The following is an 18,913-nucleotide window of genomic DNA, read 5'->3' on the forward strand; positions in this document are numbered from 1 at the left end:
GACTCCAACCCCCTTGATTCAGGTGTCTCCTTGCGGGAAGTTGGAGCATCGCGCGTGGCGTTACTTGAGTCCCAATCGTCATGGTGGTGACAACCCCTCGCCTAACCGCGTGCATGATAATTCTTTGAAACGCTTCATCAATTGAATGATTTTAAGTCTTTATGCGCTCTTTATATTGCTCACCGCATGAGGCCCGCGTATGTGGGTATCATTTTCCACCGAAAATAGTTTCTAGTGTTAGGGGTTTTCGGTGGAAGATACCGATTTCCATGCGCTTGGGCGTCAGCTCTTTACCGAGTTTGGCAGCATGCATCAGCGCATTTCGCGCTTTGCCGACCAGGCCCTGAGCGGCGAGATGGCCGTCATGCGCGCCCTCATGCTCGCTGGTGGTTCGCTCACACCGAGCGAACTCGCTGATCGTGCCTGGGTCTCGAGCGCCCGCATCGCCAATATCCTGCGCGCTCTCGAAGCCAAGGGCTGGGTCGAGCGCGAGCACTCAAAGACCGACCGTCGTCGCGTACACGTCACGGTGACCGACAAGGGATTCCAGGATCTCGCAATCAAACGTCGGGAATTCGAGGACCGCACCGCGGCCTTCCTCGAGCAGCTCGGCGAAACAGATACCCAAGAGATGGTGCGCCTTCTTAGACGCGCCAACGAAATTATCGACCGCAATCAAGAAAGGAGAGATGCCGAGTGAGGATTCTCAAGCTCTTTAAAGAGCATATTCTGGCACTGTTCACAGCTATCGTACTTATCGTAATCAGCTGCAATGCCGACCTAGCGCTACCTACGTATATGAGTGACATCGTCGATGTGGGCGTGCAGCAAGGCGGCATCGCCTCGCCCGTACCCGACACCATTCGCGCCGAATCGCTCGATGACCTCAAGCTCTTCATGAGCGCCAAGGATGCCAAGGCTGTGGAGGCCGTGTTTAGCAAGGCGAACAAGAACGGCATTCGAACGTACAAGGGAACAGAGGAAGAGCGCGCCGATGGCGGCAAGATTGCTGACATTATGAGCCTGCCCGAGACCGTCGTCCTTTCGCTCAACCAGGGCATCGATGCCAGCTCCATGGGCGACATGATGGGCACGTCCAGTGAGAAAGATAACAGCGCCGCCCAAGCCATGCCCACGCCCGAGCAAATGGCAGCGATGACGCCCGAGCAGCTCGCCGAAATGCAGCAGAAGGCCGCAGCGGCACAGAACATGCAAAAGCAGATTGATGCCGACGGCGGTAAGATCACCATGAAGAGCCTACGTCTGGGCATCGAGGGCGGTCTGGTAGACCAAAGCAAGCTCGTCGAAGGTGCCAACGAGATGGCGGACAAAATGGGCTCCATGTCGGGTTCCATCGTCACGCAGCGCGCCGTGACCTACGTGCAGGACGAGTACAAGGCGCAGGGTATCGACCCCGCCGACGTGCAGAACTCCTACCTGGGCCGTATGGCGACCACGATGTTTGGCCTGTGCCTGGTGTCGCTTGTCGCCACCATCCTGACCGGCGCCGTGGCCTCGCGCACTGCTTGCTCCATCGCCCGCGACCTGCGCCGCGAGACCTTCAACAAGGTTATGCACTTTTCGCCGGCCGAGGTGGGCAAGTTTAGCCAGGCCTCGCTCATCACCCGCTGCACCAACGACATTCAGCAGATCCAGATGGCAGCGACCCTGTTCATCCGCATGTGCCTCATGGCGCCCGTCATGGGCATCGTCGCGGTCATGCGCGTCCTGGCCAACCACACCGGCCTGGAATGGACCATCGCCGTGGCCATCATCGCGGTCTCGGCCGTCGTCGGCGTGCTCATGGGCCTCACCATGCCCAAGTTCAAAAAGATGCAGAGCTTTGTGGACCGCGTGAACCTTACCGCGCGCGAGCTGCTCGACGGCCTTATGCCCATCCGCTCGTTTAACCGCGAGGAGCACGAGCTCGAGCGTTTTGACAAGGCATCGCTCGATCTGATGACCACGCAGCTCTACACCAACCGCGCCATGAGCTTTATGATGCCGCTCATGATGCTCGTCATGAACTGCATCACCGTGCTTATCGTCTGGTTTGGCGCACAAGGCGTGTCCGACGGCGTGATGCAGGTCGGCAACATGATGGCGTTTATCTCCTACACCATGCAGATCGTCATGGCGTTTATGATCCTCACCATGGTTTCGGTCATCCTGCCCCGCGCCGAGGTCGCAGCCGAGCGCGTGGAAGAGGTCATCACCTGCCCCACAAGCATCAACGACCCCGTCTCGCCCAAGCTGCCCGCGGCAAGCGCGCCGCGCGGTGAGCTCACCTTCCGCGACGTGAGCTTCCAGTACCCCGATGCCCGCGCCGATGTCATCAGCGGCGTGAACTTCACCACGCACGCCGGCCAGATGCTCGGCATCATTGGCTCCACGGGCTCGGGCAAGTCCACGCTCGTGCAGCTGATTCCGCGCCTGTACGACGTGACGGGCGGCAGCATTTCGCTCGACGGTATCGACGTGCGCGATATGACCCTTTCCGAGCTGCGCCGTCGCATCGGTTACATCCCGCAGCAGGGTCGTCTGTTCTCGGGCACCGTCGAGAGCAACCTCAAGTTTGCCGGCGATATGGTTAGTGACGAGGATATGCGCCAGGCAGCGCGCATCGCACAGGCCGAGGACTTTATCGCCGAGCGCGAGGGCGGTTACGACTCCCCCATCAGCCAGGGCGGCTCCAATGTCTCGGGCGGTCAGCGCCAGCGTCTGGCCATCGCCCGCGCCCTGGCCAAAAAGCCCGAGGTCCTAGTGTTCGATGATTCGTTTAGCGCCCTCGACTACAAGACCGACGCGCGCCTGCGCGAGGAGCTTGCCAAAAACGTCACTGACGCTGCGCTCGTGGTCGTGGCCCAGCGCATCGCGACCATCATGCACGCCGACCAGATCATCGTGCTCGATGACGGCCACGTAGTGGGCACCGGCACGCACGAGGAGCTGTTGCACAACTGCCCGGCGTACTTGGAGATCGCACAGTCGCAGCTTTCTGCCGAGGAACTGGGGCTTACCCAAGAAGAGATTGCAGCTGTTATGGAAGGAGGCGAGCGATAATGGCAGACGAGACCAAGACTCAGATTCCCAAACCCACCCGCCAGCGTGGCCCCATGGGTCGTATGGGCAGCATGGGCCGCGGCGAAAAGGCCAAGGACTTTAAGGGCACCATTCGGCAGCTGCTCGGCTATATCGGCCAACACAAGGTTGCCGTGTTTGCCGCCGTCGCCTTTGCCGTGTGCTCGGTCATCTTTAACATTGTGGGGCCCAAGGTGCTCGGCCAGGTTACGACCAAGCTGTTCGAAGGCCTGGTTGCCAAGGTCAACGGTACCGGCGATGTCGACTTTAACTGGATCGCCAAGACGCTCGGCTTTTTGCTCTGCCTGTACCTGGCGAGCTCTGCCTGCAGCCTGATCCAGGGCTGGCTCATGACCGGCGTTACGCAAAAGATCTGCTACCGCATGCGCAAGGAGATCGCCGCCAAGATCGCCGTCGTACCGATGAGCTACTTCAACGGCCACAGCAAGGGCGACGTGCTCAGCCGCATTACCAACGACGTCGATACGCTCGGCCAGTCGCTCAACCAGAGCGTGACGCAGCTCATCACGTCCATCACGCAGATTATCGGCGTACTCGTCATGATGCTGTCGATCAGCCTGCCGCTCACCGGCGTCACCGTGCTCACGCTGCCGGCCGCCGCGATTATCTTGATGGTGATGATTCACTTCTCGCAGCCGTACTTCCGCGAGCAGCAGCAGGTCCTGGGCACCGTCAACGGCATTATCGAGGAGGACTTTGCCGGCCAGAACGTCATTCAGGTGTTCGACCGCGCCGAGGCCTCGATCGAGGAGTTCGATAAGGAGAACGACCGTCTCTTTATTAGCGGATGGCGCTCGCAGTTCCTGTCGGGCCTGATGATGCCGCTTATGAGCCTGGTGGGCAACATGGGCTACGTGGGCGTCGTCGTGGTGGGTGCGCAGCTCGCGCTGACCGGCAATGCCACGCCTGGCGATATTCAGAGCTTTATCCAGTACGTTCGCAACTTTACGCAACCCGTGCAGCAGCTGGGCAACGTGAGCAACACGATGCAGTCGATGGCCGCCGCCACCGAGCGCGTCTTTGAGTTCTTGGCAGCGCCCGAGGAGGAGCAGAAGGTCGACGCACAGATCCCCGAGAAGCGCCCTGGCCACGTGGAGTTTGACCATGTCAAGTTTGGCTACACGCCGGACAAGACCATCATCCACGACTTTAGCTGCGAGGCGCAGCCCGGCCAGACCATCGCCATCGTCGGTCCCACCGGCGCTGGAAAGACCACGCTCATCAAGCTGCTACAGCGTTTCTACGATGTGGACGACGGTTCGCTACGCGTCGAGGGCATCGACGTGCGCGACTGGGACCGCGCGGCACTTCGCGGCGAGTTTGCCATGGTGCTGCAGGATACCTGGCTGTTTAACGGCACCATCCGCGAGAACATCCGCTACGGACGCCCCGACGCGAGCGATGCCGAGGTCGAGGCAGCTGCACGCGCAGCGCGCTGCGATCACTTTATCCATACGCTCGCCGGCGGCTACGACTTTATGATCAATGAGGAAGGCACGAACCTGTCGCAGGGCCAGCGCCAGCTCGTGACCATCGCTCGCGCCATTTTGGCCGACCGCCCGGCGCTGATTCTGGACGAGGCGACCTCCAACGTGGATACCCGCACCGAGGAGCTCATTCAGCGCGCCATGGATGCGCTGATGCAGGGCCGCACCAGCTTTGTCATCGCGCACCGCCTGTCCACGATCCGCAACGCCGACGTGATCTTGGTAATTCGCGACGGCGACATCGTCGAGAAGGGCACGCACGATGAGCTGCTCGCCCAAGGCGGCTTCTACGCCGACCTGTACAACTCGCAGTTCGACGAAGCGGCGTAAATTCTGCCGTAGGGAACGAATAACGCCCGAGAACGGGGGCGCAGGACAACCTGCGCCCCCGTTTTGTGTCCTTTGGGCCTCGAAACGCCTCCCCTGGAACCTGATTGACGCTCTCCCTCAAGACCCCGTGGGCAAAAAATGGCAAATATGAGTACTGTCACCTTTTTAGTAACAGCCAAAACTGCCCCAAACGACGTCTTTGCGGCCTAGATATGCCTTCAAATTGATCAAAACGCCCGGTAGCATGCTTCTGCGTGCCAACGTTAATGAACATATCTACTGTTGTGTCTAATATCTTATAAGGTCGATATGATACTAAGCTAGCAACAGTACTCATATTTGCCATTTTTTGTCCACGGGGTATGCCACAGAAGATCCAACTTGCTCCAGCATGTCGTACGCCGGCCCTCCTTCCGGCGAGTGCCGACATTTCCCCAGATAAAACCGACCGAAATAAACCTGTCCCTTTTCGGTAGGTTTCGCTTGCACTTTAGCGTGCGACAGCGGATAATGCCGAGCATTCGAGAATTCGCCAATTGTTGCCGTTAATTGATAAAGGAGGCCCCGTATGGCCATGGAATTCAAACGCAGGCTGCCGATCCCCATGGAGATCCGCGAGGAAATGCCGCTTTCCGCCGAGCTTACTGCCAAGAAGCAGGCATTCGATGCCGAGGTCGCCAAGGTCTTTACCGGCGAGGACGCACGCAAGGTGCTCATCATTGGCCCGTGCTCTGCCGATCGCGAGGACTCGGTGCTCGAGTACATGAACCGCCTGGCCAAAACCGCCGAGGAGGTCAAGGACAAGCTCATCATCATCCCGCGTGTTTACACCAACAAGCCGCGCACCAAGGGCACCGGCTACAAGGGCCTGCTGCACAACCCCGACCCCGAGGCGCCCGATGACCTGCTCGAGGGCGTCAAGGCCATCCGCCACATGCACCTGCGTGTCATCGAGGAGACCGGCTTCTTTACCGCCGATGAGATGCTCTACCCGTCGAACTACCAGTACCTCGTCGACCTGCTGAGCTATGTCGCCGTGGGTGCGCGCTCGGTTGAGAACCAGGAGCATCGCTTGGTGTCGAGCGGCATTTCGGTGCCGGTAGGCATGAAGAACCCCACCGCCGGCTCCACCACCGTCATGCTCAACTCCATCTACGCCGCCCAGGCGCATCAGAGCTTTATCTTCCGTAACTGGGAAGTCGACCCAATCCACTGTCAAGGGCCACAATGGCCCCGCCGACCGCTTGCAATCGGTCGGCGGGGCCTGCCGTTAAACCCGTCCCGGTCCGCCCCCGGCATGTCATCGACGCCTTCGGCTCAGTCTCATATCCGCGGAGATGCGGCAGTTGGGGACGTTCCTTTCCTGCCGGCAGTCTGGGACATTCCTTGGGGTAGTCGTTGGGGACGCTCTTGTTTGACTAGTCGTTTAAGAACGTCCCCAATGACTATCCTCGTGATCCCTTTTCCTCCGCCCCCGAAGGATCGGGGCTCGTCTGCCGAATGGTTGCTGCAGCGGCGGTGCGCCCATGTCACACTCAGAGGTGGCCTGACCCTACCTGGAAGGAGCCTCCGTGAGCCTTGACAACGTAACCCTGCGCGCCGCCACGCTTGATGACCTGACCGGCATCGCCGCCATCTACAACCAGCTGTGGTGCAACACGCTACGCAACCGCGGCGACGTCGAAGCTGCCGATTTCTGCGCGCGCTTCAACATCGCCATGCAGCTGCAGCGCTCCCCTATCGCACTCGTCGCCGAGGCCGAGGGCCGCATTATCGCCGCCTGCTGCATCGGCATCTTCGAGAACGGCAAGCCGCGTACCAACCCCACGTGGGTACCCTGCTACGACGAGATGTTCGCCCAGGCAACCGAGATGGCAAAGACTGCCGACGCCAAGCTCGAGGGCTCGCTCTTTGGCGACAGCCGTGAGAAGGCAACGGCCGACCGCTTTGCCGCCACGGGCAATGAGTATGCCCAGGGCCAGCTCAACCTGATCATCATTGTGCCCGAGTGGCAGGGCAAGGGACTCGGCCGCGAGCTCATCGACCTTGCGCGCGCCGAACTCGCTAAAGCCGGGTGCACCAAATTCTTCCTGATGAGCGACTGCAACTCTGACTGGCAGTTCTACGAGCACCTCAACATGAAGCGCATCCTGGAGGATCACAGCCAAGACACCGGCGACGGCTTTATCGTCTACATGTACGGAGGCGACACGCAGGATTAGCCTGAGTGCCGCCTCATGGCTTTCTCCAAAACAGCCCAAACCAATCAGCCACGCCAAAAGGGACATGCCAAAAAGGGACAGGTTTATTTTGGCAGGTTTTATCTGGGCAAACGCCAACCGCCGCGAGAAAGTTGCCTTCCCTCGCGGCGGTCTTCTAGCAGCCAAAACCAAGTGAGTAGACTTTTTGCAGGAGGCCGAGCACACCCCAAATCGCCACAGCGCTGACCTGCGGTTTTATTGAGCACTTGTCGTGATGTGCTCGGCAGATCCAAAAAAGCCTACTCACTTGGTTTTGAGGCGCTCCAGATAGGCAAAAAACGCCGCGAAAGGGGTCCGATCCTCTTCGCGGCGGTTGTTCGCGCTGGTTTTGAGGCGGTTTTGCCCGCTTGCTACTCGCTGTAGCGGGCAGCGATGGCAGTTCGCACCATGCCGGCGCTCATAAGGCAGGCCCCCGACGACTACAGCAGCACACGCCATAATCTGACAGTATCATTTGCCATAATCTTGCAGTAGTGTTTTCCATAATCTAATAGTAGCCCAGTTCAGAGGCGTTATTGGATAGTAACCTATAACCGTTTTAGAACGTCCCCGACGACTGCCTGGGAGCGATAACAGGTATTATCTGGTCAAACCCCAAATCCACCACAAAGGTGCCTGTCCCCTTTGTGGTGGTTTGGAGCTCTCCGCGGCGGGATGTTAGACTTGCGGCGTACACATTCGCGCTAAAACACGGGTCGCATGCAGGAAAGGAGATGCCATGGCGCCTATCGCACTGCTCAAAATACTCGTTGCCCCTGCCGCCAAGGCCATCGTCCACCTGAGCGACTCACTTACCTACAATGACGTCCCCTGTGTCGTCGAGGAGCGTTCGGACGGCTGCCCCTACCTGGGCCACGTCCCCTACTTTGCGCCTAAGCTCGTTTCCGATCCCGAGCACCGCGAACAGTAATCCAAGATGCACCAAGCGCTGCGCAACTCGCGGCGCTTACTGTTTTGGTGCAAAGTAACCTGACCCCCGTGCACCAACGCCGGGATTGTCGACGCTTCGGCCGCGGCGCGATATGAGGCGCGAAACCTCGCCCAGCAACACACCAATCACCACGCCCACGAGGATCGGCAACTTTGCCATCTCGGCAGGTGAGCTGTTGAGCGGCACAATCGTAGCAACAATCGAAAGCACAAGCTCCACCACGGGAATCGCAAGTGCCACCGCAAGCACCTTGCCCTCGAAGGGCGCGCGGAACACGCGCGGGCGATCGTCGTATTTGCGCAGGCGCCAAAACGCTGGGAACATCGGGATATAGCTCATGAGCAGAAAGACGACGTTCATCGAGAAGAAGACCCAAAAGACGTCGGAACCCTCACCCAGCGGAATCTGGAGCAGCAGCACCAGGCTGGCAAAACAGCCGTTAATGAGCGCCGAGCCGTTGGGCATGCCGGTCTTTTTGGACACCAACGCAAAGGGACGCGGCATGTTGCCATGGCGCGCGGCATAGCTCGCTACGTTGTTGACGCCAAAGCTCCAGCAGATCATATTGGCGAACAGCGTCACCAAAAAGGCCACGCCCACGACCATCGTCAGCGGGTGGGTGCGCCCCACCATAGCGGCGACTGCGTCCACAATGCCCGAATCGAGTGAAAGCTGCTCGGTGGGAACCGCGGCTCCAATGCCAATGCCGCAAATGATGTAAATTGCCGCAATGGCCACGCCACCGGCAATAACCGCCTTGGGGATATCGCGCGACGGGTTCTTCATCGTGCTGGCAAAAGTCGCGACCACTTCGAAGCCCATAAAGTTGAACAGGATAATCGATAGGTACGTCAACGAATTGGTGTCGCCCAGATCTGGAATGAAGGTCTTAAATGACATGTCGTTGGCAAAGCCGTTATTGCAGGCAAACCAAATGCCGACGATTCCCACCACAGCGGTAATGAGCACCTTGATGACGGCGCCGCCGTCCATAACCCAATCGGCCTCGGCCACCGGCTGCATTGCCATGACCGTGACGCCCCACACAAAGGCAATCTCGATGGCAATTCGGATCCCGAGTGAGAACTCGATACCCCACACCGCATTAATGACACTGGGGAACATGCAGGCGATACTTGCCGCCCACAGCGGAAAGTTAACCCAGTAGCACCAAGAGCAACGGGCGCCCCAACGGTCGCCCAGACCCAAGCGAACCCAATCGTACAGGCCGCCCTCGGAATCAAACGCCGTACCCAGCTCGGCCACCACCAGACCATAGGGAAGCAAAAACGTAATGATAAGGAAGATCCACCAGAAGAACTGCACGTTGCCCATGGCAGATGCCGGAGCCGCCGCCTCGATGGTAAACACAACGCAGATAACCGAAAGGATGACCTCGATCAGGGAGAACTTTTTACCTGCCATGGCGCGCGCCCCCTACAGCAAAAAGGATGGCATCTGTACCGAAGGCGCAGCCCAAGGTAGGGTTACAGGCCGCGTCACCGGTACAGGTGCCATCCCAAAGAGAGGAGAGGATGCAGTTGTTGGACCAACGCTCGCGGAACAGACGCGTGTAGATGACGATACGCTGGTACATAGATACTCCGATCAAAACGGCCGCGTTCGCGACCGGGAACTTTCGGCAATTGAAGACGCGTCTGACCTGGGAAATTCAAGCGAACAATTGGCCTAACCCGCAAAAAATCCCAGGCCAGACGCGTATTCAATCAAAGAAAAAAGGCACTCCGATGTGGAGGCAACGGAGTGCCCAAAGACAACCCAACCGACCAAGACATCAAGCAGCAGCCCATCAATGCCCCGAGATGGGACGACACGCCACCTGTCCGATTGATCGACTGGGTTTTCGAGGTGCCCCAGGTCGCCGCGAAAGAGGAGCGAAGCGTACTTTGGTACGCGAGCGACGGTTTGAGCGGCGAGATGGGGTGCCTCGGAAAGCCAGACGTTTACTCGGCGTGCTCAGGTGCGCCAGATTGGCGCGAACGAGGAGCGAAGCGTACTGACGCTACGTAAGCGACGAGTGAACGCCAAGGTGGCGTGCCTGAGTTACGCCGAGGGCTCCTGCTGCGTAATGCAGTGGATATTGCCGCCGCCGAAGACGACCTGCTCGGACTGAACGCCGACGCACTTGTAGACGCCCTCGCCCCAGACCTCGTCATAGATCTTCTGGAGCGTGTCAACGGCCAACTGGTCGTTCTCGTCGCCGTACTGCGGGACGATAACGCCGTGGTTGGTGACCAGGTAGTTCATGTAGGAGGCGATCAGCGGCTCGTCGGGAACGCGCGGCTCGGCGTTCTCGTCGGCGTCGATGGTGTCGCAGGAAGCCTGGTCCATGAACAGCGGGTTCACGGGCATGCAGAGCTTGTAGACCTTCATCTTGCGGCCCTTGGCGTCAACGGCGTTGGAGAGGGTCTCGTAGGCAGCGTGGCACTGCTCGTAGAACGGATACTCGGGATCGTCGGTCCAGATGCAGGCCATGACGCCCGGGGCGATGAACGTGGCGACGTCATCGATGTGGCCGTTGGTCTCCTCGGGGTCGATGCCCTCCTTGACCCAGATGACCTTCTCGACACCCAGGTAGTCCTTGAGGTGCTCGTCCATGTAGGCGCGAAGCTCCTCGCTCCAGGGCTCGAACTTCTTGTGGTACTTGGGCCAGATGGACTCGGGGTCCTCTTCCTCCTCGAGCACCGCGGAGCAGGTGCGGCCGGGGGACAGGAGGCACTGGTCGGTCACGACGAGGGTGCCCTCGCCGTCGACGGTGATGGAGCCGCCCTCGAGAATCATGTCGTCGGGACGGTAGCGGCGGCAGCCGGAGAGCTCGGCCATCTTGAGGGCGATCTGCTCGTCCTTGTCCCACGGGAAGTACAGGCCGTCGACGAGGCCGCCGTAGGCGTTGAAGTGCCAGTGGTTGGCGCGCTTCTCGCCCTTGCCGTTGATGACGTAGGTGGCGGCGGTGTCGCGGAACCAGGCGTCGTCGGTGGTCATCTCGATGACGGTGACGTTCTCGTCGTTCTCGAAGACGGCCTTGCAGTTGGCGTAGTCGACCTGGTTGGCGCACATATAGACCGGGGTGAACTCGGAGATGGCGCGAGCGATGGCGGCATACTGCTTCTGAGCCGGCTTGGCGCCGTGGGCCCAGGTGTCGGTGCGGTGGGGCCAGCCCATCCACACGCGATCCTGCGGGGCAAACTCAGCAGGCATGAAGAAGCCGTCGGCCTTGGGAGTGGACTCGGACTCGGTGATCGTACGCATAAGATTTCCTCCAAATCGAACGATCGCTTGCCGCGGGCGGGTTACCCGCGGCCTAAAAACCAAGAGATAGTGGGTGCCCGTCCCCCGGCAAAGGTCGGGGCGCCCGGTACCGGTTTTCACGGAGTCGCACCGGCGAGCGACGACGTAGCCAAGTGCGCGGAGACATACGCACGAAGGATACGAAAGAGAGAGGTTGGGGCGGGCGGTGGTTACCGGAGCTATCGCTCGCACCCGCCCCAGGAAATAGTGAGCAAATTTGTCGCTTTGGGCACGCCCCCGAAGAGGCTAGCGTGCCCGGAGTCGGGAGCGACAAGCCCGACGAAGCGTACTTTGGTACGCGAGGAGGGTTGGAGCCCCGAATCCGGGTGCTCTAGTCCTCTTCGGCCTCGGCGGCCTCCTCAGCGAGTCGCTGAGCAGCCAGCTCAGGGGTGAGACCCTTGTACTCGGTCTCGCGGCCCTTGGCGCTGACGACGCGGACGACCTCGCCGATGAGCACGAGCACGATGAAGATAACGATCATCGGGACCTTGTCGCCAATTTCATCGACGGAGAACGGAGCCAGCGTTGCAACGATGGCCAGGATCAGCTCGATGCAGGGGATGGCCAGCATAACCTTCATCATGGCGCCCTTAAACGGGAACGTGAAGATGCGCTCACGGTTCGGGTCGTTCTTACGAAGGTTGAGGAACGCCGGGAACATCGGGATGTAGGTGAGCAGCAGGAAGACGACGGAGGTGCCAAAGAGCATCCAGAAGACACCGTTGGAGATGGCGTCGATGGGAACCAGCTGCAGGCACAACACCAAGGAGGCAACGATAGCGTTGACCAGGTTGGCGCCGTTGGGCATATCGTCGTCAGAGATCATCGAGGCGAAGACCTTGGGCATGTTGCCGTGCTCGGCAGCGTAGCGAGCAACGGAGTTAACGCCGAAGGACCAAGCGGCCATGTTGGCGAACAGGGTGATCAGGAAGGCGATGCAGATGACCTTAAAGATCATGGAGTCGCCCACCATGGTCTGGACTGCGACAATCATGCCATAGTCGGGGTCGATGGAATCGGCCGGCACAGCAGCGCCGATGCCAAAGCCAGCGAACAGGTAGATCACAGCGATGGACAGGCCACCGACGATGATAGCCTTGGGGATATCGCGAGCGGGATCGGCCATGTCGTCGGTCATGGTGCAGATGACCTCGAAGCCCATGAAGTTAAAGATGATGATCGACAGGTAACCGAGAGCGTTGGTGTTGGTGAGCTCGGGCAGGAAGGTGGCAGCGGACATGTCGTTCGCAAAACCGTTCTCCATGGCATACCAAATGCCCAGAGCGCCAACGATAACCGCGACGGCGACCTTGATGATGGCGCCACCGTTAAGGACCCACTCGGAGTCGGACGCCTTGGAGCGGCCCATGAGGTAGACGATCCACACAAAGGCAAGATCGATACCCATCTTGGCGATCAAGTTGAACTCGACGCCAAAGACCATGCCCAAAATGTCGGGGAACATAGTGGCCAGCGAGGCAATCCACAGCGGGTAGTTAACCCAGTAGTAGTACGAAATGCGGGCGCCCCATTTGTCGCCCAGGCCGTCGCGTACCCAGTCGTAAATGCCGCCCTCGCCGTCATAGGTGGTACCGAGCTCGGCAACAACCATGCCATAAGGGAGCAGGAAGGTCAGGATCAGGAAGATCCACCAGAAGAACTGCTGGTTGCCAATGGCAGCAGCAGGAGCGGCGGCCTCGCAAACGAAGACGACGCAGATGATGGTCGAAATGACCGTCAAGAAGGAAAGCTTTTTCTTTCCGTCGCTCATGATGAGCTCCTTCGCTCAGTCTTGGACAGATCCGAGGCCCAAGGTACTAAGGCAATTGCTTAAGCCTCGGTGAGCGGGCGACAGGAGACGAGTATCCGCCGCCCGCAAACGTACTTTTAGCGGCCTTGAGGCTTAGAGCTGCTCGAGAGCCTTGAGAGCGGCGTGGAGCTCAGCCTTGGCGGAGTACTCGACACCCTCGTCGTTGAGCGGGGTGCGCTTGCCCAGGGCGGCAAGGAGAGCGCGGATGGAGTGCTTGCGGTTCTCGGCCTCAACCCAGCACAGGGAGCGCTCAGGGTCGTCCATGACCTCGTCGACGACCTCCTCGTTGCGGGTGGCCGGCAGGCAGTGCATGAACTTGGAGTTGGGGCCGGCAAAGTTCATCATGTCCATGGTGACCTGATACTTGGGATAGAACACGTCCATGTAATTCTCGCCCGAGACCTCCTCGTCGTACAGGCCATACCACACGTCGGTGTAGATGAAGTCGGCGCCCTTGATGCACTCGATGTCGTCGGAGATGACGATGGAGCCACCGGAGACCTTGCAGTTCTCCTCGGCGATGGCCATCATCTGCTTGCCGAACTCGGCGCGCTCCTCAACGGTGCCAACGTGCAGGCCGCCGTCGGGGACCTGGTGGCCCTTAGGTCCAAACTGGACAAACTTCATGCCGACCTTGGAGGCGATGAACATGAGGGAGACGCAGACCTGGGTGGCGTCACCGATGAAGGCCAGGGTGCAGTCCTCGATCTTCTTACCCTCGGGGAGGTTCTCGAGCATGGTCATGAGGTCGCCCATCTCCTGCGTGGGATGGTTGAACTCGGACATGCCATTGATGACGGGCACAGCGGAGCCCTCGGCGAGGCCGACGACGTCCTTGTGACGGTCAACGCGAGCCATCATGATGTCGAGCAGCGAGCCCATAACGCGAGCGGTGTCGCCCAGGGACTCGTGACCGCCGAGCTGGATGGTGCCAGGGCCATAGAACTGAGCATGGCCGCCGAGGTCGGTCATAGCGGTCTCGAAGGAAAGACGGGTGCGGGTGGAGACCTGCTGGAAGATCATGCCAAGGCTCTTGTTGCGGAGCAGGTGCGGATAATAACCGTCAACCTTGATGGCCTTCTTCATTGCCAGGCCAAGATCCTCGATAGCCAGGATCTGCTCTTTGGTGAAGTCATTGGTGTCGATGAAATCCTTAGGCAGTGCCATGTCAATTTCCTTTCCGCCGGTCTTGCCGACTATTACTATGAGACGCTCGAACATCACGCCTCGTGTTGACAAGACCATCATTCACCCGTATGCAATTTTTACCTAGTTTATTCGGGATTAAAGACCGTTCACGGAGTTACACCCCCTCTAATCCAATATAAACCCGCAGGTAGCGAGCTTGCAGGGGGTTTAGTATCTAGAACCGCGAACGGTATACGGCTATGCTGTAACTCGGCGCCTAATCCGCAATGGAACGAAGGGTTGAGACGTCTATATCCCACAAGATATACAGGACTCGACCATAGATAAATGAGATGGGACGGTGGCAGATGAACACTCTGATGTTCTTCTATACCCTAGCGATACTCGTGATCTGTATTGTGACGGCAGTGCTTTCGCTTGCCGCCTATGCCTCGTCTCGTCGACGGTTCTTTATCTATGGCAGCGGCGTTTTTATTTGCTATGCCATCGAGATGACCGAGATTTTCTTTTTTGAATACACGCTGCAAAACCAGAGTTTTCCGGCCAGCGACTATTACTCAATTACCATGCCTGTGTTGCGGACGCTTGTGGCAACCGCTTCACAAGCTTTTATTTGGCTCATTGCCATGGACTTGCTCGACAAACATTCAAAAAAGCAGTTTGTAATTCCCGTCGCAACGTTCTTCCTGAGCGAGCTGCTGATCATTGTCGCTGTCCCCTACGGCCCCATGCATCAATGGCTCTACTACACGATGCGTCAGGTATTCCTTGTATTTGTGGGGCTCTATATCTTTTGGACGGCGCATAAAAGCACGCAGGTCGAGCTTAAGGCGCGCGTCAACAATCAACGAAAGCACCTCATTATCGGCGCCATTCTGGTCGGGTGCATCGTTGCCGAGGACTTCTACAACATCTTGGTCGTCCCCATGAGCCTGGCACCCTCCTGGCTGCAGCTGTACCTATCCGAGCGCAACTTTAGCGAGAATATCTTTGCGTGCTACTTTGCGATCCTGCTGATTATCTATGCCTATCACGTGCTTTCGATTCGCATGCAGGAGGCACCCGAGGAAAAGAACGTCAGCGATCTTGATCGACACATCGAAGAGCAGATGCCCTTCTACCGCAACGCCTACAGGCTCTCCAACCGCGAGGCCGAGGTTTTGCGTCTGGTTGTGCTGGGCAAATCGAACCAAGAGATCGCCGACGAGCTATTCCTTGCCGTAGGCACCGTCAAGACCCACATCCACAACATCCTGGTCAAAACCGAGCAGCAAAACCGCACGACGTTGATCCTCCACTTCTGGAAGCGATAAAGTTATGCAGAAAAAACCACCACAAAGGGGACAGGCACCTTCGTGGTGGTTTTTGATTGTTTCGCCACGAAAGAATCACCCTGACGCCAGAACCACCACGAAGGTGCCTGTCCCCTTTGTGGTGGTTCTGGGTTGGACGAGCTACTCGCTGTAGCGGGTGGCGATGGCAGCCTGTACCATGCCGGCGCTCATGAGGTACGTCACCAGGAAGTAGCCGCCGTAGGCTGCCAGGAAAATCGCACAGGTAAGGCCCACCGTGCCACCGATGCTCATGTTGCCAAAGATGCTCACCAGCTCGATGATCACCTTGAGCGCCACAAAGGAGTGCGCCAAGCCCACTGCCAGCGGGAACAGGAAGAATACCGCTTGCTGCGCCATCACCGAATGGCGAATCTGGCGGTCGTCGCAGCCGATCTGTGCCAGCACACGATAGCTGCGGCTGCCGTCGGCCACGTTGGAGAGTTGCTGGATCGACAGAATCGCCGCGCATGCAACGACCAATACAAAGCCGATGTAGATGGCTAGGTAGCTAATAAGACCGTTCATTTGCGCTGCTTGCGCGTACATCTCGGAGCGTGTGATGAAGATTCCCCACGATCCCGGCTCCTTGCCGTCAACGAGCAGATTGTCGAGCACAGTGTATTTAATACTCTCGTCTGCCTCGGTCGTATCCATCCCCTGTTTGTAGTTAACGAGCAGGCTACTGGAATACGGCTGCAGATTGAGTTGGGACAACAGCTCGTCGGCAACGACGACGGTACCCCCGTTACTGCCCATCGCCGAGTTGGCGATGGCCGCCGTGTCCTCGTCCGACTTATCGGTTGCGGGCTTGAGCGTATGCCCGCCCAAGGTAAGGGCATGGCCGCCAGCCATATACTTGGTGTACAGGTCGACCAGCTCACCGCCCATATCACACGTAAGCAAGTACTGGTCGCGGCCAATGCTCACCGGCTCCTCGCCCATCATCTGGCGCAATTTGTTGTACTGACTTGCCGGCGTCACAGACAGGCCTGTCATGTCGGCGTTGCTGCCCTCGAACGCCTTGGGGAGCTTTTCGCCCATGGTCTTGCACATCTCACTTGGGATCACCGAAGGATTCGAGCCGCCAAGCGGGTAACTCAGATACGAATCGATCTGCACATGCTCACCGGCAACATCGGCGATATTGACCTTCTTGCCGGTCTCGTCGTTGTTGTCCGCCGACTTGTCCTTACGATCGCCGTGCCATGGATCGCCGTGCCATGCGGAGTACAAATCGACCGTACTATCGGCCAGCACCATGCGATCGGCCTCAGACGGATTGACGTACTCTTTGTAGTAGTCGAGCGTATCGGGCGTGTAATAGACATACGTCTGCGACATGTCGGCCGGATTATAGCGCTCCAGGTTCTCGTTCATCACGCTGGCAATCGACATACCGCAAGTCACAGAAGTAATGGCAAGGAACAGAATCATCGCGATGACGCCCATCGAAAAGCACACCGTGTTGACCTTGGCCGCAAGCTGGCGCACGGTAAACATGTTGAGACCGCGCCAATACACGCCGCGCAGGCTCTGCAGCAGCTTGATGAGCATGCCCGAGAGTCCCCAGAACAGGGCAAAGGTGCCCACGGTAACCATAGCGGTCGTAATACCAAACTGGTTCATGGCCTCTTGCAGCTTGCTGTCCGTCGCGGTTAGCGGGAACCCATCACGTAGCAGACGGTAATAGGCCACGCCCACCAGCACCACGCCCACGGCAAAGATGGCAATCGCGATCCAGGGGTTGCGTGTCTTGATGGTCTCGTTGCGACGCTCGGCACCCATAAGCTCGATGAGTTTGGTACGACGCACGGCGCGGAGGTTCAGCAGTAGCGTGAGCACAAACATTACGAGCATGCAGGCAAGGGCCAGATTGAACGCATGCATCGAGAAAAAGAAGTGGAAATTGGCGATCTGCGTCTTAAAGAGCGAGGCCGTAAAGAACGTCATGAGCTGGGAGAGTCCCACACCCAGCACAATGCCGGCAACAAAGGCCACCACCGAGACAATCACCGTCTCGAGCGCCATGATCGTGGCGACGCGCCCGCGCCCCATGCCGAGCACCTGGTACAGGCCAAACTCCTTTTTGCGGCGTTTCATGATGAAGTTATTGGCGTACACCATCAAAAAGGCCATGACACCGGCCAAAAAGTACGTCAGGTCGCCGAGCATACTGCCCATAACCTGCGCCAAGCCCTCTTCATCAATTCCGGCGATGTCGACCTGCATCGAGATGGTGTTAAAGGCATAGAAGACCGTGACGCCCAGGGTGAGCGTCAACAAGTAGACGAGGTAGTCGCGGCCGGCACGGCGGACGTTGCCCCAAGCGAGTTTACAGAGCATCGGAGCCCTCACCGCCCATCATGGCAACGACCTCCATAATGCGGTCGAAGAACTCGCGGCGGTCGGTGTCGCCGCGGCGCAGCTCGGTGAAGATCTTGCCGTCGCGGATAAACAGCACACGGCTCGTGTAGCTGGCGGCAAAGCTATCGTGCGTAACCATGAGCACCGTGGCGCGCAGGCGGCGGTTGAGCGCCTCCAGGCTCTCGAGCAGCAGGCGGGCGCTCTTGGAGTCGAGGGCGCCGGTGGGCTCGTCGGCCATGATCATCGTGGGGTCGGTGACGAGCGCGCGGCAGGCGGCAACGCGCTGCTGCTGGCCGCCGGACATCTGGTAGGGGTACTTGTCGAGCACTTGGCTAATGGACAGGCGCGCAGCCACATCCTGCACGCGGGTCGAGATCTCCGCCGAGTTCATACGGGCGATGGTGAGCGGCAGGGCGATGTTCTCGCGCGCCGTGAGCGTATCGAGCAGGTTGGAGTCCTGGAAGATAAAGCCAAGCTCCTCGCGGCGGAACTGCGAAAGCTTGGCCTGCTTCATGCGCGTCACGTCCTGGCCGTTGATGCGGATGGTGCCACTCGTGGCGCTATCGATGGTCGACACGCAGTTGAGCAGCGTCGACTTGCCTGAGCCCGAGGCGCCCATGATGCCGACGAATTCGCCACGGTTGACGGTAAAGCTGACGTCGTTGAGCGCGCGGGTCACGTTGCCCAGCGCTCCATATACCTTTTCGAGATGCGCGACCTCCAGTACCGGGGTCGCCGTTTGCGTGGTTTGCATACCGAGTCCTTTCTTGCGATTAGTCTACGGCATCTATAGTCGCAAGAAGCCGAGTCGGCTACCATCGATATGGCTTACGCTT

At 58.9% G+C, this 18,913-nt stretch carries 14 protein-coding genes; 7 read left to right on the forward strand and 7 right to left on the reverse strand.

The window, feature by feature from the left end:
• Positions 1 to 250: 250 nt before the first annotated feature.
• The 6 genes from DXB98_RS04060 to DXB98_RS04085 all read left to right on the forward strand — a co-directional run bounded on the left by DXB98_RS04060 (position 251) and on the right by DXB98_RS04085 (position 8,090).
• Positions 251 to 700: a MarR family winged helix-turn-helix transcriptional regulator gene (locus DXB98_RS04060; RefSeq protein WP_117743240.1), complete on the forward strand. Its 450-nt coding sequence runs from the start codon at positions 251 to 253 to the stop codon at positions 698 to 700.
• Positions 697 to 3,063 (forward strand): ABC transporter ATP-binding protein, encoded by a 2,367-nt coding sequence (locus tag DXB98_RS04065; RefSeq protein ID WP_117743241.1) that lies wholly within the window; start codon positions 697 to 699, stop codon positions 3,061 to 3,063. The genes DXB98_RS04060 and DXB98_RS04065 overlap by 4 nt, the downstream gene beginning before the upstream one ends.
• Positions 3,063 to 4,919, forward strand: coding sequence for an ABC transporter ATP-binding protein (locus tag DXB98_RS04070; protein ID WP_117743242.1), 1,857 nt, complete (start codon positions 3,063 to 3,065; stop codon positions 4,917 to 4,919). The genes DXB98_RS04065 and DXB98_RS04070 overlap by 1 nt, the downstream gene beginning before the upstream one ends.
• 568 nt (positions 4,920 to 5,487) lie before the next feature.
• Positions 5,488 to 6,501, forward strand: coding sequence for a hypothetical protein (locus DXB98_RS10395; protein WP_233505085.1), 1,014 nt, complete (start codon positions 5,488 to 5,490; stop codon positions 6,499 to 6,501).
• Positions 6,491 to 7,141 (forward strand): GNAT family N-acetyltransferase, encoded by a 651-nt coding sequence (locus tag DXB98_RS04080; RefSeq protein ID WP_117743243.1) that lies wholly within the window; start codon positions 6,491 to 6,493, stop codon positions 7,139 to 7,141. The genes DXB98_RS10395 and DXB98_RS04080 overlap by 11 nt, the downstream gene beginning before the upstream one ends.
• A 757-nt stretch (positions 7,142 to 7,898) precedes the next feature.
• Positions 7,899 to 8,090, forward strand: a complete 192-nt coding sequence (locus DXB98_RS04085; RefSeq protein WP_117743244.1) for a hypothetical protein — start codon at positions 7,899 to 7,901, stop codon at positions 8,088 to 8,090.
• A 36-nt stretch (positions 8,091 to 8,126) separates the two neighbouring features.
• On the opposite strand, the gene DXB98_RS04090 is transcribed toward DXB98_RS04085, so the two are convergent.
• The 5 genes from DXB98_RS04090 to ptcA all read right to left on the reverse strand — a co-directional run bounded on the left by DXB98_RS04090 (position 8,127) and on the right by ptcA (position 14,397).
• Complete coding sequence (locus DXB98_RS04090) at positions 8,127 to 9,536, reverse strand: APC family permease (protein WP_117743245.1); 1,410 nt, start codon at positions 9,534 to 9,536, stop codon at positions 8,127 to 8,129.
• The gene (locus tag DXB98_RS04095; protein WP_055252462.1) at positions 9,526 to 9,708 is read right to left on the reverse strand and encodes a hypothetical protein; all 183 of its coding nucleotides are present in this window, start codon (positions 9,706 to 9,708) and stop codon (positions 9,526 to 9,528) included. The genes DXB98_RS04090 and DXB98_RS04095 overlap by 11 nt, the downstream gene beginning before the upstream one ends.
• A 467-nt stretch (positions 9,709 to 10,175) precedes the next feature.
• Positions 10,176 to 11,381 (reverse strand): agmatine deiminase family protein, encoded by a 1,206-nt coding sequence (locus DXB98_RS04105; RefSeq protein WP_117743247.1) that lies wholly within the window; start codon positions 11,379 to 11,381, stop codon positions 10,176 to 10,178.
• A 370-nt stretch (positions 11,382 to 11,751) separates the two neighbouring features.
• Complete coding sequence (locus DXB98_RS04110) at positions 11,752 to 13,191, reverse strand: APC family permease (RefSeq protein ID WP_055252460.1); 1,440 nt, start codon at positions 13,189 to 13,191, stop codon at positions 11,752 to 11,754.
• Positions 13,192 to 13,323: 132 nt separating this feature from the next.
• Positions 13,324 to 14,397, reverse strand: a complete 1,074-nt coding sequence (gene ptcA, locus DXB98_RS04115; RefSeq protein ID WP_055252459.1) for a putrescine carbamoyltransferase — start codon at positions 14,395 to 14,397, stop codon at positions 13,324 to 13,326.
• A gap of 329 nt (positions 14,398 to 14,726) precedes the next feature.
• On the opposite strand from ptcA, the gene DXB98_RS04120 reads away from it, so the two are divergent.
• On the forward strand, positions 14,727 to 15,692 hold the full coding sequence (locus DXB98_RS04120) for a response regulator transcription factor (protein ID WP_158553144.1): 966 nt from the start codon (positions 14,727 to 14,729) through the stop codon (positions 15,690 to 15,692).
• A 141-nt stretch (positions 15,693 to 15,833) separates the two neighbouring features.
• Here the strand turns inward: DXB98_RS04120 and DXB98_RS04125 are convergent, their stop codons facing one another.
• Both DXB98_RS04125 and DXB98_RS04130 read right to left on the reverse strand, forming a co-directional pair.
• Entirely contained in the window at positions 15,834 to 18,056 is a 2,223-nt protein-coding gene (locus DXB98_RS04125; RefSeq protein WP_117743249.1) for an ABC transporter permease, read from the reverse strand.
• Positions 18,046 to 18,831 (reverse strand): ABC transporter ATP-binding protein, encoded by a 786-nt coding sequence (locus DXB98_RS04130; protein WP_117735470.1) that lies wholly within the window; start codon positions 18,829 to 18,831, stop codon positions 18,046 to 18,048. Before DXB98_RS04130 ends, DXB98_RS04125 begins: the two co-directional genes overlap by 11 nt.
• Positions 18,832 to 18,913: the final 82 nt, after the last annotated feature.

Source organism: Collinsella sp. OM07-12, from assembly GCF_003438275.1.
Classification (GTDB): Bacteria; Actinomycetota; Coriobacteriia; order Coriobacteriales; family Coriobacteriaceae; genus Collinsella.